Source organism: Methanobacterium bryantii (genome assembly GCF_002287175.1).
GTDB lineage: Archaea > Methanobacteriota > Methanobacteria > Methanobacteriales > Methanobacteriaceae > Methanobacterium_D > Methanobacterium_D bryantii.
The window spans coordinates 218,271-234,830 of sequence record NZ_LMVM01000023.1; the positions used below are offsets into that span (position 1 = coordinate 218,271).

Below are 16,560 nucleotides of genomic sequence, written 5' to 3' on the forward strand. Positions count from 1 at the left end.
TTAAATATTTTTCAATCTGGCAGTCTTTTCTCTTTAAGTACTCCCAATGCTGATTTTATTAATATTCCTTTATTATCTTAAGGAACCTATCAAATGTATAATCTGTATCGTGAGGTCCAGGACCTGCTTCTGGATGGTACTGTACACTTGAAACTGGAAGTTCCTCATGTTCAATTCCTTCAGGTGTACCATCGTTCAAATTAACCTGAGTCATTTTAAGAGGAGTTTTTTCAATTGATTCTGGATCAATAGTAAATCCATGATTTTGAGAAGTTATAGAAACTTTATCAGTCCTCAGATCCATTATTGGCTGATTTATTCCCCTATGGCCAAACTTCATCTTGTATATCTTGGCCCCAAATGCAAGCCCTATTACCTGCTGTCCAAGACATATTCCAAAAACAGGAAGTCTTTCAGATAATTTCCTTACATTTTCTATAGCCTCCTTTACCCTTGTGGGGTCTCCAGGGCCGCTTGATATAAGTATTCCATCAGGGTCGTGATCAAGAACGTCTTTATAATTAGTTTTATACGGTAAAACAACTACACCAGTTTCTCTTTTGAGTAATGCATTTATACTGTTATTTTTTATTCCGCAGTCAACAATAGCTACCCTCCTTTTGAAATCTCCCCCATAAATTACAGGCTTGTCCACACAAACCTGATCTACAAGGTCTATTTCTTCTATATCTGGTTGATGCTTTGCAATATCCAGCAGTTCCTCATCAGATATGTCTTCAGTTGTAAGTGCTCCTTTCATGGTTCCGTGTTCTCTGATCTTTATTGTAAGTGCTCTTGTGTCAACTCCACTTATTCCTGGAATTTTATAGTCGCTTAAAAATTCTGAAAGGCTTTTTTGGGAGTGGCTGTGTGATGGATGCTTGCTTTCATCCCTCACTATGAACCCTTCTGCCTTTATTCCATTTGATTGGAACCATTCGTCAGATATTCCATAATTTCCCTGAAGAGGATAAGTATTCATTAATATTTGACCTTTATATGAGGGATCTGTAAGTGATTCTACATATCCTGTCATTCCTGTAGCAAAAACTACTTCCCCAGTTTTTGTAGTTTCAAAACCAAAACTTTCTCCTTTAAATATTGTTCCATCTTCCAAAGCTAATTTTGCTTCCCTTACCATTTAATCACCATATAATCGCGAGTTAGTTTAATAGCTTAAATTAATTTAATTAAAAAATTGAACTTTAATTTAGTAGTTATCTTTATCACATTTGATCTTTTACTATTATAGTTTTATGTAGTTTTCGAGAATTAGATATTGAAAAATTATTCGGCAGCCTTCAAAAATCAAAGATATTGACAGCTTGCAAACACTTGTATTTGCTGCCGTAGGAAACATAGCATACAAATAGGAAGTATTTGTTGCGTCATCTACGATTTGACAACATTCGCAAATTTAAAATTTTTGATGTTTGAGGAAGTGCGTTCCTCAACCGTAAAAAATCAAAGTCAGCAAAAATCTTTGATTTTTGTGGCGTCAAAATCAGAAATTTTGACAGCTTTCGAAAATTAGAGATTTTCGATAGATTTTCACATGCCCAAAAATTCAGGGAATTTTAGAAAAAGCAAAGCATGCAAACACGGAGTGTTTACTGCATCAAAATCAAAGATTTTGATTGCTTTTTCTAACTCCCAAAAACCTATGGGTTTTTGAGGATTTTTGAGGGATTTTTTTGGACGGCTTTCAAAAACCAAAGGTTTTTGATGTTTGAAAATCGAAAATTTTTTAAGATTTTCAACCGCGAAAACAAAGTTTTCGCATGACCGCAAAATTCTAAGAATTTTGCACGGCTTTTTTCATGATTACAGCATCTTCACCGTCCTCATAATAACCTTCACAGATTTTACTTTCTTTAAAACCTAATTTAGTGTAGAATTTTCTTGCTCCCCTATTTCCAACTCTAACTTCTAGTTTAATTTCTCTTACATTACATTTTTTGAAGATATCTACAGCATAGCTTACAAGTTCCGCACCTACACCTTTCCTTCTGTAATTTTTATCTACCGCAATTGAAATTATATGACCTTCATCTTCATATCTGATCCAAAATATAATATATCCCACAACAATATTATCTTGTTGGGCAACTAAAAATCCTGCCCCTAAATTATAAATATCTATAATAATACTTGCCGGATAAGGATCCTTAAATGATTCCATTTCAATTTCAAGGACTCTTTTAATATCTGGACGTTTAAATTCTCTTATTATCATGAATATCTCCGTGGTAGAAATGTGGAAAGATTTTGCTCAGTATATCATTAACAATTATAGTAACGCAGAGAAGATAGTGGAAGTAGGTGCTGGAAAGTTCCATAAAGTTGCCTCGATCCTGGAAGAAAACCTCAGTTCATCTATTGTCATGACAGATATTAAACCTTCTCATGGGAAAATAATCAAAGATAATATTTGTAATCCGGACTTAAAAATATATGGTGGATCATCTCTTATTTATTCTATACGGCCCCAACCAGAATTGATGCCCCATCTTATTGTTGTTGCAGAAAAAACTGGTGCCGACCTTATCATAAAACCATTTTCCACAGACTCGGTAAATTCCAGCAAAATGAAGCTTATAAATTATAAAAGGGCAACTTTTTACAAGGCATCTTATAAATAATAGCCCTTAAAGACGTAATTCTGCTAAAATTAAATTATTATTTATTTTTCAACATAATATACCATAAAAACATAATATTAAGCTTTAAAAATTGAAAATGATTTTTAAAATGGATTTTCTAAACAGCATAATGCTATTCGAAAATTATTTCTAGTTATAGTATTATAACATAATTCTTGATCAGATGGGAGAATTTAATTAATTATATATTAGGTTAATTACTATAAAGATTGAAGAACGGTTATAAAAAATATAAAATTTGAACCATAATTATAACCTTAAATGTCTTAAAACTATTTTTTACAAACTATCAAAAATAAATTTATGTTAATATATCATTTTACATTAAAAGATGTGTTACAATGAAATGGCAAAAGTTAAGTGTAGATGAAACGTTGAAGACTCTCAACTCAGATGCAAATAAAGGTTTAGCAGAGGAAGAAGCTAAAAAACGTAACCTTAAATTTGGACTGAATGAACTAGTCGAAAAGGAGAAACCTGGCCCAATACGTCTTTTTTTAGGGCAGTTTAAAGAAATACTTATAGTGATACTCATATTTGCCGCCATAGCGGCATATTATGTTGGAGATACAATTGATGCGGTTGTTATCCTGATTGTTGTTGTAATAAATGCTGTTGTTGGATTTATACAGGAATACCGGGCAGAAAAAGCTATGGAAAAGCTTAAAGGCCTCATCTCCAATGAAGCAGTTGTTATCAGGGATGGTAAAAAACAGAAAATACTTGCCCAAAATTTAACACCCGGAGATATTGTTGTTATAGAAGAAGGAGACAATATTCCTGCAGATTTAAGACTAATAAAAAGTTTTGATTTAAGGGTAGACGAATCAGCGCTTACTGGAGAATCACTTCCAGCTAAAAAACACTCCGAAATTGTTGATGGGGACGAAGAAACAGATAATCTGGTTTTTATGGATACTGCTGTATCCTTAGGTAGAGGAAAAGGTGTTGTAGTAGCAGTAGGTATGGGCACTTCTATAGGGAAAATAGCAGAATTAATACAGGAAGAAGAAGAGGATACTCCCCTACATCAAAAAATAGGCCGCCTCGGAAGGAACTTAGGAATTCTCGCACTGGTTGTCTGTTCAGTGGTATTTGTTTTACAGTACCTGCAGGGACTCCCAATAATTGATACATTTTTAACAGCTATTTCTTTAGCGGTTGCAGCGGTTCCAGAGGGCCTTCCTGCAATTTTAACACTTACACTCGCCCTTGGAATGCAAAGAATGGCAAAAAGCAATGCCATTGTTAGAAAACTCCTCGCAGTTGAGACTTTAGGGTCATGTAATGTTATATGTACCGATAAAACAGGTACACTTACCAAAAATAAGATGACTGTAAGGGAAACCCGCATAACTGCTCCTGAGAAAGCCTTTGAGATTTCTGCATTGTGTAACAATGCGGTTTTAAATGAAGGCAAACTCATAGGTGACCCTACTGATGGGGCCATATTAGCTTATGCTGAAGAAAATGGGTATACTAGGTCTGAACTTGAAAAAATACATCCAAGACTGCTTGAAATCCCGCTTGACAGCGTTAGAAAACGGATGACTACTGTGAATGATTTCAATGGAACTAATTATGTCCTGGTTAAAGGAGCTCCCGAAATCGTTTTGGACAAATGTATGTGGATTGAAAAAGATGCACGACCTCAAAAACTCGCTAAACAAGATAAAGAGATCATATTAAATGACTTAAAGGACATGACAGGTAAAGCCCTTCGTGTTCTGGCTCTTGCATACAAAAAACTAACACCTGCAGAACAAGATCTGAATAGTGTTGATAAAGATAAATTAGAAGAAAACCTTGTTTTCGTTGGTTTAGTTGGAATGATGGACCCACCAAGACAAGAAGCTAAAGAAGCAGTTGCAACCTGTATGAAAGCAGGGATCAGAGTCGTGATGATAACAGGAGACCATGAAGATACTGCTGCAGCCATAGGAAAAGAAATTGGAATTCTTACAGATGGCAAAGTCCTCACAGGTTCCGAACTTGATAAAATCAATGAAGCTGAATTTAAAGAGATGGTTGATGATATCCAGGTTTATGCAAGAGTTTTCCCCGAGCAAAAAGTTAGAATTGTAGAAGCCCTTAAAGAAAAAGGCAACATCACATCCATGACTGGAGACGGTGTAAACGATGCCCCTGCTCTTAAAAAGGCAGCCATTGGAGTTGCCATGGGAAGCGGTACCGATGTCGCTAAAGAGTCGGCAGATATGCTTTTACAGGACGATAACTTTGCTACTATTGTTAAAGCTGTTAAAGAAGGACGTATAATATTTGATAACATCAGAAGATTTGTCAGGTTCCAGCTTTCAACCAACATAGGAGCCATACTCACCATTACTTCTGCATCGATCCTGAGCCTTCCCGTACCATTTAACCCGATCCAGGTTCTATGGATAAACATAATTATGGACGGCCCACCAGCACAATCCCTTGGAGTTGAGCCTCCTGAAAAGAATGTTATGGAACGCGCTCCACTAAAAGAAGAAATAATACCCAGGAAGAATTTGCTTAAAATAGCCATTGCAGGAGTTGTAATGACTGTAGGAACACTGGTACTCTACTATTTAGAGCTTGTAAATGGAGCAGGTACTTTAAAAGCTACAACAATAGCATTTACTGTGTTTGTTATGTTCCAGATATTTAACGTGTTTAACTGCAGAGCAGAGAAGTTCTCAAACTTCTCAAACAAATTCCTGATTGTGGCAATTGGGCTGTCGTTCTTACTGCAGCTAGCCGTTATATATGTTCCATTCCTACAGGGCGTATTTAGAACAACTGCACTGTCAATAATTGACTGGATTGCAATTATAATAGTCGCCAGCTTGATTTTTGTAAGCGACTGGCTAGTTGAGAGGTTTATGAAATGAATGTAATGGTAATGGCAGGTACAAAAGATGCTGCAAATATCATAAAAAAGTTAAGCAGTACAAAAAAGTTCAATATACTTGCCACAACCACCACACATTATGGTGCAGACATTGCAAAAGCAGCAGGTGCAGATGAAATAATTTCTAAAGGGCTTACCCTGGAAGAACTGGTTGAAGTAATTAAAACAAATGATATAAACATTTTAATAGATGCTACCCACCCATTTGCTGCAATTGCAACCCATAATGCTATAAAATCTTCAAAGATAACTGGAATCAAATATTTAAGGTTTGAAAGGCCATTAGAAGATTTAAAAGAGAATGATCTGATTCATGAAACGTCTTCATTTGAAGAAGCCGCATTAAAAGCAGCAGAACTAACTAAAGACAGAGTTTTGCACCTTGCAGGGGTTTCAACATTGAACCCCATAATCAAAAAAATTGATTCTTCACGATTATTTGCAAGGGTACTTCCCTCAGTCGATTCCATCCAGAAATGCATTGACCTGGGAATAAAACAGGGAAATATAATCGCAATGCAGGGCGTATTCTCAAAAAAATTCAATAAAATATTGTTTGAGGAATATAACATATCTCTCATCATAACAAAAGAAAGTGGAGAAACAGGTGGAACTCTATCAAAAATAAGTGCTGCTGTTGAACTTGGGCTTGACGTAATATTGGTTACCCGCCCAGAAGTTGCAGAACTTGAAAATAACGATATTTTTACAGATCTAAATGAAATAGTTGATTTTATGTTAAAAATTACATAAATCATTATTTAAATTCTTTAAAAACATCCAGATAATTTTAACTTTATTTTTTAAATTATTTCTATCCATATTTCCAATTTAACTGTTTTTAACACTAGTCGCTTCACTTTAGGACTAATTACAATATTGGAAATACAATATGCTAACCATAACCATACCAAAAGATAGTTGATATATATAGCATACGTTCAAATAAGATCAACTCAACGATGAGGTGTTTTTATGGATAATCAGGATTATGTTTTACTTGCATCTATTTTTACAATAGGCCTACTTATTGGCCTTGCAATTAATGGAGGCACCTCCTATTTTACGGATACTCTCACAGTGACCGATGATCTCAACCAGACTTATACAAATGCCATCGATGACGCTATGAGCGCAGATGATAACGAAATCAGCACAAATCTCACCCCCATTACTGAAGATAATTCCAATTTAACCTGGCAAGGAAATAGCAGTGATAAAAGAGTTTTAGTTGTTTTATGGACAACACATAAATCCAGCTATCCTGTCGGAGGAAATATAACTACATACTGGGGTGAAACATGGGTTACAGTTGTTCCTGAGATAAAAAACTTCTTTAAATCCCATTCAATTTCCGAGCAGTACCTCCAGTTAAGAGTGGCACAGCTTTTAGGTTTACCTCCAGATTCAAAGGATGATTACTTTGTAGAGGTTTGGGTAAATCCAAAAGACCTTTTTAGACCAACGCCCGATAATGAAATAAATGATACAACTGCACAACTGGACTTCCCAAGCTCGGTCAATCCGGCATATGAGAAATGGTTCGATGAAAATATAATATTTTCATATTTTCCTAAAGAGTATCCATGGACACGGTTAGGATATACATACGATTGGGGTAACCCAAATTCCCATGTAGGACTAAGCGAGTTCGTGATAAAAAATAATTCAAATATCGCAGTTAAATCAGTGCAGACAACAAAGGAGTATCTTGCTTCTTAAACCATTTCATTTTTTTATTTTTTTTATAAATAAACATCCCCCTTTATACATATAAAGTGCCCATTATCCATATTTTATATCAAATAAATATATTATATGGTTTTAAAGCTCTAAAAATGTTTTTAAGATATAAACTTTGCCTTTATAATAAAATAATTTATTTATTACAAAAAAGACATAATTATATTAGTTATATAAAAATATGTTGGAATTAAAACATAAATGGAGTTGTAAACTTGAAATCAATAGTTCTGTATTATTCAAGAACTGGAAAGACTGCTGCAACTGCAAAAGTCATTGCAGATAAACTATCCTCTGAAATAATTGAAGTTAAAGATATTAAAGGTAGAAAAGGATTTATAGGTTATATAAAAGCTGCCCTTGATGCACGAGGCATGAAAACAACACCTATCGAACCAAATACTATAAATATTGCAGACTATGATACCATCTGTCTTGGAACACCAGTATGGGCTGGAAAACCAGCTCCTGCAATAAATACCATTATAAAAAACATGGAAATTAGAGGAAAAGATATTATTCTATTTATAACTCTTGGGGGAAACAACTACAAAGATGCACTCAACTCAATGAGCAAAGAAGTTGAAGCAGAAGGAGGTAATGTAATTAAGACAATTGCAGTAATAAAAAGCGGTAATAAAACTGAAGCAGATATTGCAAATGAAATAAATAAAATAGATCTTAATATTTAATCCATTTCAAAAGTAACCGGTAGTTCCATTCCCATGCCCTATTTTTAATTAGCAATTTTATAAAATTAATACTTATTTTAAAATATTTATGTATTTTTGTTTAAATATAAACTGTTTTTAAAATTCAACACAATTTCGTACATTACAAACTATTTTAAATGAGTAAAAACAATTAGAAACATACAAACCAAATTAATACAAACATAATTACAATTAGGTGTATAAATGGCCCCAGAAGATATTTTTGAACTCTATGAAGAAATAAAGGATGATTTAAAATTTATCACATCCTCAGATATTCGGGCGAAAATAATCATAAGCTTAAAAGAAGGGCCAAAAAAGCTGGGTGATCTAAAGGATGAAGTTCATATGAGATCCTCTTCTATTTTACACAGCATGAGCCAGTTAGAAACTAAAAATCTTATAACCCGCGAATTTCAAAGTTACTCATTATCACAGACCGGTGAAATGGCGGCAACAGTCATTATAGATATGGTAAATTCATTCTCTTTAATTAAAGAAAATGAAAATTTCTGGTTGAAGCACAACATAAACGAAATTCCAGAAAAATTGATGGAGAAAATTGACCATTTAAACAATTTTAAAGTTATAACCTCCCCCAATTCTGAGCAATTCCTATTTAAAGAACTTCTTTTGCATTCTAAAGTCATAAAAGGCATTATTTCCCCTTTAATTATTTATGATGAACTTGAAGTAGTAAATAAAAAAGAAAATGTACACATTATTTTAGCTAATAATACCTCAAATGATATCATTGAAGAATTAAAGTTCCGAAACATATCCATAACTGAAAATATTAAACTATGGGAAATAAAAGATAATTTAAAATTAATTTTAATCGTTGCAGACAACTTCATGCTGTTGAATTTACCTCAAGAAGAGGATTCTATCAGTTATTTAGTGAGTGAAACTGAAGAATCAATTGAATGGGGAAATAAATTATTTAATCACTATCTTAGCCAAGCTGAAGAATTGAATATTTAATTTATAGTGAATAACATGTGAAAATTCCCCCAAAATCCTCAAAAATCTAGATTTTTGGGCCCTCGAAATTCATAGAATTTCGGGGCATGTAAAAACATTCGGTTTTTACGGTTGTGAAGCTTGCTTCACAAACACCGAAAATTTATATAAAAATTTTCGAGTGTTCAGAAAATCTCAAGGAGATTTTCTTCAACCTCAAAAAATTCATAGAATTTTTTGGGACATTCAAACGCAAAGCGTTTGAGCATGTAAAAAATCTCCGATTTTTTACGGTTGCAAATTTTCAATTTGCAAACATTGGAAATCAAAGATTTCCAAAGGTTAGAAAATACTGCGTATTTTCTAAAAATCAATGATTTTTTGGGGCATGCAAACATGTATTGTTTGTTAGCCGTCGAAAAATCGCGGATTTTTCGGGCTGCAAAATTAGAAATTTTGCAAGCTGTCAAAAATCGAAGATTTTTGACGCCTGCAAAAACCTTTGTTTTTGCGGCCGAGGAAATAAATTTCCTCCGGCATGTAAAAATCTGCGATTTTTACGGTTGCGAATTGAAAATTCGCAAACATAGAAAAATGCATGGCATGCAAACACTTTGTGTTTGCTGTTACAAAATCATAGATTTTGTAAACATTTTTCTCCAGCTTCGTTTCTGTAAACATAACTTATTAAGTTTATATTAACAAGTTTTAAAACACTTAAACAATTTTTTTTATAAATTAATAATTCAACATTTGGTTATTTACTATAAATCTATTATCTACTTTCTAAAAGGATAACTTCAACTTCAACTCCTTCTGGAACCAGTTCCACATTTTTATTAATTTCAAAGTATCCATCAGCCTCTGCAATAGCTGTTATTGCACCAGAATCTTTTAGTATAGGACTTGCCATCTCATTTTCTATTTTAACAAGAACATATTGATGTCTTCCCCTTGATGAATGGTATCTTCTGGATAATTTAAGTCTTAAAACATCTGATTTTCGACGACTTACAGAAGCCATTTTTCGCAGGAATGGAGCTACAAGAACATGGAAGATAGTTAAAGCTGCTGCAGGATAACCAGGAAGTCCAAAAACCGGTTTATTATTAATTTTACCAACTATTGTAGGTTTACCCGGCTTTACAGCGATCCCATGAACAAAAACTTCACCAATATCATCCAAAACCAATTTAAGTACATCCCCAGCACCTGCTGAAGTCCCACCCGAAGTTATTATTACATCTGCATCTAAATGCTGTTCTATATGAGTTCTGATATCATCATAATCATCTTTTGCAACTCCAGAATATACGGGAGTACATCCACAGGACTTCACTGCATTTGCAATAGTTTGAGAGTTTATATCATATATCTTCCCATATTCCAGCGTTTCATCATAGCTTATTATTTCATTTCCGGTTGATATCACTGCAACTTTAGGTTTCTTAAAAACAGGCACTTCCCCCATCCCTATAGCGCCTAAAACTCCAATTTTATCATGAGTAAGTAGGGTGCCTGAAGCTAAAAGAAAATCTCCTTCAGATACATCAGAACCCTTAGATGCTATCCATTGTTTAATAGCTGCGCTTTTATGTATATGTACATGTCCATCTACTTTTTCTGTAAATTCTACCATTATCACAGCATCTGCACCCTCGGGAACTGGAGCCCCCGTACCTACCTCAATACAGGTCCCTTTTTCAACTTTTTTCTCTGGTTTATCTCCAGCCCCAATAGCATCGATTAATTTTAAAGTTACAGGTTTATCTTCAGAAGCCCCAAATGTATCCTCTGCTTTAACTGCATATCCATCTCGTGATACCCGGTTAAACGGCGGAAGATCAATTGTAGCGTGCACATTTTCTGCCAGCACTCTCAGATATGCATCCGTTAGGTGTACTGTTTCAATTTCCCTTTTAATCTCTATATTTTCTATGATGCCCTTTACGTCTTCCGAATCAATTATTTTTAAAAACTCTGTTCCCATGTGAATCACTTTCAAGTTAAATCTGTTGATATACTCTCTTTAAAAATTTAAAGATATTTTATTAATGATATTAATTTAACATATATCCCATAAAAATTTTCTGAGTTCAATATCTTTAAATCCATATTCCATTTAAATCATTTTCCTGATTATATCTAATTAAAAATATTTAAAAAAACATTATATTAAGGGTTTCAACTTATAATTTTAATAAATATTTCTCATTTAAACTAAATACGACATTTTCAGAATTAATTATTTTTAATGGAGTTTCATTTAACCACTTTGTTAAATCAAAGAACATATTCTGATTTAAAATATATTACTTGATCCTAAATTTAATTAATTTTAATATTTATCAGTTGCCACTTCAATTTAAATAAAATAATGATAAAAATTATTGTTTAGATGTATATGGTATTCATTTTATACAATGCATTAATCAATTATTTAGATTTTCTATAAAAAACGATCAAAATTTGATATGAAAATAGTTTTCATTTCAATAATTTTAATAGACCATTTTATATACTATAATACACATATAACTTATAGCAGGAAATAGATGATTATTTTACTAATAAGATTGCTTAATTTATCAAAAAATACCTGATAAACATTCAATTTCACTATTGATTGTATAAAACATGACTATTTAAAAATCTGAGGTTTTTAGACTCGTAAAGCCATGATTGCCAGGTTAATCAAAAAGGTAATTAAACAATATAATTAGTATTTATACATTGTTCATCTTATTTATTATGTATTATAAAAATTAGAAAATATTTCAACTAAGGAGGAGAGTATTTGAATAGAGGCAGAGGACGTGGACATGATACACAACAGGTTAGAAGAGTAAGGTCTCCAAGAAAAGGAGAAATACCAGGTGTTGTTGAACAGATATTAGGTCACGGAAAATTAAAAGTCAGATGTGCTGATGGAAAAATAAGGCTTTCCAGAATACCTGGAAAAATGAAAAAGAGGATATGGATAAGGGAAGGAGATGTAGTTCTTGTTAAACCATGGGACTTCCAAAGTGACGAAAAAGCAGACGTCATATGGAGATATACAAGAACAGAAGCAAACTGGCTTGAACGTAGGGGTTATCTTAACTTATAATCTCTAATACATTTTAATTCATAATTTAGCGATCATTTAATGCTTCATTTTAATTTTATAGTAAACAGCTAAAAAGTATTTGTGGGGCCAAATGGATTCTAAAATATCAAAAGCAGATGACATTTTACAGAAAATGTTATCTGAAAAAAGACTTAAGAGCGTTGAGGATAAGCGCGTTGGAAGCGAAGTATTTGACACAATAACCCTTAAAACACTTTACAAACTCGCAAATGATGGGTATATTCACAGGTTAAATGGAGCAATAAGCACTGGAAAAGAAGCCAATGTCTTTACAGGTATAGATAAAAATGATAATTTTGTAGCTGTTAAAATTTACAGAGTTACCACATCTGATTTTAAAAAAATGCAGACATACATCCAGGGAGATCCCCGATTCCGCATAAGAACTACAAATAAACGCCAGCTTATAAATGCGTGGGTTAATAAAGAATTTAGAAATCTTCAAAGGGCTGATGAAGCTGGAGTTAAAGTACCAAAACCAATTGTAGCTAAAAACAACATACTCGTAATGGAGTATATTGGAGATGAAGAAGGAGATGCAGCGCTCCCAATGAGACATTCCGATATTAAAAACCCTGAAGAACTGCTAAATAAAGTAATCAATAATATGAAACTTTTATACACAAAAGCAGGGCTTGTACATGGAGATCTTTCAAGTTACAACATTTTAATTCAAGATAATGAACCCGTAATTATTGATATATCTCAAGGAATGACCAAGGATCATCCAATTGCTGAAGAGCTTTTAAATAGAGATATAGAAAATATTACTAAAGATTTTAAGAAATTAGGCGTTAAAATATCTGCAAAAGAAATTAGAAGCGAAATTATAGATTTAAAATCATAAATACGCGCGACTAAAATTTATAATTTAAGGTTGAAAAAACTGAAAGTTTCCGAACAGTAAAATTATGGATTTTGCACAAATCGGAGATTTATATACTATGTTTTGCAACTGCAAAACAGGGTTTTACATTCAAAAATTCATAGAGGTGAATAGCATGCCCAACACTGAATATCTTAAGATCCCAAAAGAAAGAGTAGGGGTCCTAATTGGAAAAGACGGTACTACAAAAGAACATATTGAAAACATGACTAAAACAGAACTGGATATTGAAAGTGAAACTGGGAGTATCACCATTACCCCAACAGATGAAATGGAAGATCCGTTATCTGTTTGGAAGACCAGATATATTATTAAAGCTATAGGCAGAGGTTTTAGCCCTGAAACAGCTTTTAAATTACTTGATGATGAATTTATTCTAGATATAATCAATTTGCAGGATTTCGTTGGAAAATCAAAAAAAGCAATACTCAGACAGAAAGGAAGAATAATCGGTAGAGAAGGAAGAACAAAAGAAATAATTAAAGATATGACCGATGTAGATATTTCTGTATACGGTAAAACAGTGTCCCTAATTGGAGACATGGAAAGAATACAAATTGCAAAAGAAGCAATTGAAATGATTTTAAATGGTGTAAGACATAAAAGTGTTTACTCATTTTTAGAAAAGAAGAAACAAGAACTTAAAAGAAAAGAATTTGAGAATATCGTACTCAAAGAATAAACTCATCACTCAATTTTTACGATTCAAACAAAAAATAAAAAACCTAAAAAACACTAATTAAGGAGGCTAAATTTGGAAACAAACGCGTCTTTGCAAAAAGAAATATCTGCAGAAAGAGAAGCATCAGAAATCTTTGAAGAATTCAAAGAGCTTACTCCATCAGAATTTTTCAGAAGAAATAAACAAATGCTCGGTTTTTCTGGTAAAATACGATCACTAACAATAGTTTTCCACGAACTGATCACAAACAGTATTGATGCTGCTGAAGAAGCAGGAATTTTGCCAGAAATGGTAATAGATCTTAAAAGGATAGATAAAGATCATTACATTTTACGTCATCAGGATAACGGGCCCGGTATCCCCGAACCTTTCATCACCAAGGTATTCTGTACCATGTTTGCCGGTTCTAAATTTAGAAATATCCAATCAAGAGGGCAGCAAGGGTTAGGTTGTAGTGGGTGTGTTTTACTATCACAAATGACCACAGGACAACCTGTTAAAATAAGATCAGGATACAAAGAGGGAAACAAGATCAAAGGAGTGGAAATGACGGTCAAAATGGACGTCAAAACAAACCAGGGGCTTATATTAGACAGGAAAGAAATTGAATTAGATTCAACTGGTGTGAGCATGGAACTTCACTTTAAAGATGTTTCCTATTCTCTAAGTGAACAGGGAGCATTTGAATATATAAGAAGAACCATGATTGCAAACCCGCACGCTAAAATCGTGTTTAAAGATCCTACAGGCAGCAGGTACATCTTTGATAGGGCAACTGATGAAATACCGCCAATGCCAAAAGAAGTACTCCCGCACCCAAAAGGAGTAACAGCTGATGATTTAATCTTCATGGCAAAGCATACCGATAAAAGACGGTTCAGGAGCATGCTTACAAGTTCCCTTTCAAGAATGTCCAATAAAAGGGTAGACGAACTTGAAGAAATAACTGGAATTGATTTCAACAAGCGCCCTAAAGACATGAAATGGGAAGAAGCAGAAAAAATCGTTGAACTGTTCCAGTCAATGGACTTCATGGCTCCCCCAACAGCAGGATTAATCCCAATAGGTCAAGAACAAGTTGAAAAAGGTATGATAGAAATATTAGAGCCAGAATATGTAAAAACTATAACCAGGAAACCTAAAACATATAAAGGTGGTGTATCCTTCGTTATAGAAGCAGGACTTGCCTACGGTGGAAAATCAGGAAGAGTTGTGGGTGAGCAGAAAAAGGCAGAAATCATGCGTTTTGCAAACAGAGTTCCACTTACATTCGATCAGGGAAGCTGTGGTATAACTGAAGCTTTAAAAAGCATAGATTGGAAGCGTTACGGTATAAGAGACCTTGAAAATGCCCCAATAACAGTATTTGTAAATATTGTGTCAACCCACGTGCCTTACATGTCTACAGGAAAGCAGAGTGTTGCTCCTGAAGCTGAGATAATGCAGGAAGTAAGGCAGGCTACAATGAAAATTGCAAGGAGCTTACAAAAGTATCTGAATGCGAAAAGAGCTGCTAAAGAAGAAGCAATGCGTGCCAAGGTATTTGAAACGTTGGTACCCGTTGTACTCAAAGAAGCTGCAATCCTTGCAGAAAGGGATGTTCCAGAATATATAGAAGTTATGAAAAAAGTCACAAGAAATGCAGGAATTTTAGGCGGTGCCACTGATGATGAATAGACGAGATTTTACCCTGGCTAAATTAAAAGGCTTAGGAAATACAATAATAGACGACGTTGAGAAAAACACGGTTCCTGCAGTAAAGGTTCCTTCAAGAGGTACATCCAACATAGTTTACGATCAGGATAAACGTTATTATGTCCTTGGTGACCGATATGGGCAGCGATCCCTCGGAAACGTGAAACAGATCAAAAAAGTTGCTCAAATGGTCAGCATGGCCAACTTCTGTAAAGGTCTGGTGGAAACCCAAAAAACAGCTACCATAAGGGAAATGTATTACGTTTCAGAAGGTTGGGATGTTGATTTTGGAAGTCAGGACGAATCTAACCTTATAGGTGAAGATTTAGAAGTTACATTGGGAATAGCTCGTGAAGACCTTGGATTGATGCCAGAAGAAGACGGAGCATCTGTTTATGGTAACATCACTATAAAAGATGATGATGTTGAAATCAACGCCGCTAAATCAGGGAAATCCGGATACTCCATATCTCCAACCATTGACGATGTTGAATTTGTAGATCATGATGTCCAGCGGGTAATCGCAGTGGAAACCATGGGGATGTTCCACAGGATGGTTCAGGAAAAAGCTTACAAAAAATTCGACACTTTAATCGTGGGATTAAAAGGTCAAGCAGCTAGAGCAACAAGAAGATTCCTTAAAAGAGTTAATGAAGAGCTGCATTTACCAGTTTATATCTGTAACGACGGAGACCCATGGGGATTTCACATCGCCATGGTTATAATTTCTGGAAGTGCAAAGCTTGCACACGTTAACCACGACCTTGCAACACCTGATGCTAAATTTATGGGTGTAACAGCAAGCGATATAATAAATTACGACCTTCCAACTGACCCATTAAAAGATATAGATGTTTTAAGGCTTAAAGAACTTGCCAAAGATCCAAGATATAAAAATGAATTCTGGCAGAATGAAATTAAAAAGATGCTTAAAATCGGGAAAAAAGCAGAACAGCAGTCTTTTTCAAAATATGGTCTCGAATATGTCGTAGATACATATTTCCCAGAAAAATTGGACTCAATGTAAAGTTTTAGAAGATTTCTTCTAGGGTAAGGAAACTAAGAAGTTTCCTATTTTTTTTACTTTTTAAATAAATTACTTCATAGAGTAGAATAGTAAATTAACCAAAAATAATAAATAAGATTTCAACTCAATTATTTTAATTCTACTTATAAAAAATTCAACTGT

At 33.9% G+C, this 16,560-nt stretch carries 14 protein-coding genes; 11 read left to right on the forward strand and 3 right to left on the reverse strand.

From position 1 onward, the window contains the following. Nucleotides 1-58: 58 nt before the first annotated feature. Nucleotides 59-1,141: a glutamine-hydrolyzing carbamoyl-phosphate synthase small subunit gene (gene carA / locus ASJ80_RS09625; RefSeq protein WP_069585633.1), complete on the reverse strand. Its 1,083-nt coding sequence runs from the start codon at nt 1,139-1,141 to the stop codon at nt 59-61. 654 nt (nt 1,142-1,795) lie between these two features. Then, nucleotides 1,796-2,236, reverse strand: coding sequence for a ribosomal protein S18-alanine N-acetyltransferase (rimI, locus tag ASJ80_RS09635; protein ID WP_048080348.1), 441 nt, complete (start codon nt 2,234-2,236; stop codon nt 1,796-1,798). Between the two features lie 19 nt (nt 2,237-2,255). Here rimI and ASJ80_RS09640 point away from each other — a divergent pair, with 19 nt between their 5' ends. The 6 genes from ASJ80_RS09640 (at nt 2,256) to ASJ80_RS09665 (ending at nt 8,999) form a co-directional block, all read left to right on the forward strand. Beyond that, nucleotides 2,256-2,642 (forward strand): UPF0146 family protein, encoded by a 387-nt coding sequence (locus tag ASJ80_RS09640; protein ID WP_069585635.1) that lies wholly within the window; start codon nt 2,256-2,258, stop codon nt 2,640-2,642. Between the two features lie 362 nt (nt 2,643-3,004). Then, nucleotides 3,005-5,539 (forward strand): calcium-transporting P-type ATPase, PMR1-type, encoded by a 2,535-nt coding sequence (locus tag ASJ80_RS09645; RefSeq protein ID WP_069585636.1) that lies wholly within the window; start codon nt 3,005-3,007, stop codon nt 5,537-5,539. Continuing rightward, complete coding sequence (gene cobK / locus ASJ80_RS09650; RefSeq protein ID WP_069585637.1) at nt 5,536-6,312, forward strand: precorrin-6A reductase; 777 nt, start codon at nt 5,536-5,538, stop codon at nt 6,310-6,312. The genes ASJ80_RS09645 and cobK overlap by 4 nt, the downstream gene beginning before the upstream one ends. Nucleotides 6,313-6,534: 222 nt before the next feature. Continuing rightward, on the forward strand, nt 6,535-7,281 hold the full coding sequence (locus ASJ80_RS09655) for a hypothetical protein (RefSeq protein ID WP_069585638.1): 747 nt from the start codon (nt 6,535-6,537) through the stop codon (nt 7,279-7,281). A 236-nt stretch (nt 7,282-7,517) separates the two neighbouring features. Then, nucleotides 7,518-7,994: a flavodoxin family protein gene (locus ASJ80_RS09660; RefSeq protein ID WP_069585639.1), complete on the forward strand. Its 477-nt coding sequence runs from the start codon at nt 7,518-7,520 to the stop codon at nt 7,992-7,994. Between the two features lie 225 nt (nt 7,995-8,219). Then, the gene (locus tag ASJ80_RS09665) at nt 8,220-8,999 is read left to right on the forward strand and encodes a helix-turn-helix transcriptional regulator (protein WP_069585640.1); all 780 of its coding nucleotides are present in this window, start codon (nt 8,220-8,222) and stop codon (nt 8,997-8,999) included. Between the two features lie 754 nt (nt 9,000-9,753). Here the strand turns inward: ASJ80_RS09665 and ASJ80_RS09670 are convergent. Next, on the reverse strand, nt 9,754-10,968 hold the full coding sequence (locus ASJ80_RS09670) for a molybdenum cofactor synthesis domain-containing protein (RefSeq protein WP_069585256.1): 1,215 nt from the start codon (nt 10,966-10,968) through the stop codon (nt 9,754-9,756). Nucleotides 10,969-11,775: 807 nt separating this feature from the next. Here ASJ80_RS09670 and eif1A point away from each other — a divergent pair. The 5 genes from eif1A to ASJ80_RS09695 all read left to right on the forward strand — a co-directional run bounded on the left by eif1A (nt 11,776) and on the right by ASJ80_RS09695 (nt 16,398). Continuing rightward, complete coding sequence (gene eif1A / locus ASJ80_RS09675; protein ID WP_069585257.1) at nt 11,776-12,087, forward strand: translation initiation factor eIF-1A; 312 nt, start codon at nt 11,776-11,778, stop codon at nt 12,085-12,087. Between the two features lie 91 nt (nt 12,088-12,178). Next, complete coding sequence (locus ASJ80_RS09680; protein ID WP_069585258.1) at nt 12,179-12,955, forward strand: serine protein kinase RIO; 777 nt, start codon at nt 12,179-12,181, stop codon at nt 12,953-12,955. A gap of 154 nt (nt 12,956-13,109) precedes the next feature. Then, entirely contained in the window at nt 13,110-13,676 is a 567-nt protein-coding gene (locus tag ASJ80_RS09685) for a KH domain-containing protein (protein WP_069585259.1), read from the forward strand. A 72-nt stretch (nt 13,677-13,748) separates the two neighbouring features. Next, nucleotides 13,749-15,353 carry a DNA topoisomerase VI subunit B gene (top6B, locus tag ASJ80_RS09690; RefSeq protein ID WP_245837554.1) on the forward strand — a complete coding sequence of 535 codons (1,605 nt, stop codon included), beginning with the start codon at nt 13,749-13,751 and terminating at the stop codon, nt 15,351-15,353. Then, nucleotides 15,346-16,398 (forward strand): DNA topoisomerase IV subunit A, encoded by a 1,053-nt coding sequence (locus ASJ80_RS09695; RefSeq protein ID WP_048080564.1) that lies wholly within the window; start codon nt 15,346-15,348, stop codon nt 16,396-16,398. The genes top6B and ASJ80_RS09695 overlap by 8 nt, the downstream gene beginning before the upstream one ends. Nucleotides 16,399-16,560 lie beyond the last annotated feature (162 nt).

Bases quoted from the DNA above. Each gene is read 5' to 3' on its own strand.
- ASJ80_RS09665 (WP_069585640.1), top strand. From the start codon at position 8,220: ATGGCCCCAGAAGATATTTTTGAACTCTATGAAGAAATAAAGGATGAT.
- ASJ80_RS09695 (WP_048080564.1), top strand. From the start codon at position 15,346: ATGAATAGACGAGATTTTACCCTGGCTAAATTAAAAGGCTTAGGAAAT.
- ASJ80_RS09670 (WP_069585256.1), bottom strand. From the start codon at position 10,968: ATGGGAACAGAGTTTTTAAAAATAATTGATTCGGAAGACGTAAAGGGC.
- cobK (WP_069585637.1), top strand. From the start codon at position 5,536: ATGAATGTAATGGTAATGGCAGGTACAAAAGATGCTGCAAATATCATA.
- ASJ80_RS09645 (WP_069585636.1), top strand. From the start codon at position 3,005: ATGAAATGGCAAAAGTTAAGTGTAGATGAAACGTTGAAGACTCTCAAC.
- ASJ80_RS09685 (WP_069585259.1), top strand. From the start codon at position 13,110: ATGCCCAACACTGAATATCTTAAGATCCCAAAAGAAAGAGTAGGGGTC.
- carA (WP_069585633.1), bottom strand. From the start codon at position 1,141: ATGGTAAGGGAAGCAAAATTAGCTTTGGAAGATGGAACAATATTTAAA.
- rimI (WP_048080348.1), bottom strand. From the start codon at position 2,236: ATGATAATAAGAGAATTTAAACGTCCAGATATTAAAAGAGTCCTTGAA.
- ASJ80_RS09640 (WP_069585635.1), top strand. From the start codon at position 2,256: ATGTGGAAAGATTTTGCTCAGTATATCATTAACAATTATAGTAACGCA.
- ASJ80_RS09680 (WP_069585258.1), top strand. From the start codon at position 12,179: ATGGATTCTAAAATATCAAAAGCAGATGACATTTTACAGAAAATGTTA.
- ASJ80_RS09655 (WP_069585638.1), top strand. From the start codon at position 6,535: ATGGATAATCAGGATTATGTTTTACTTGCATCTATTTTTACAATAGGC.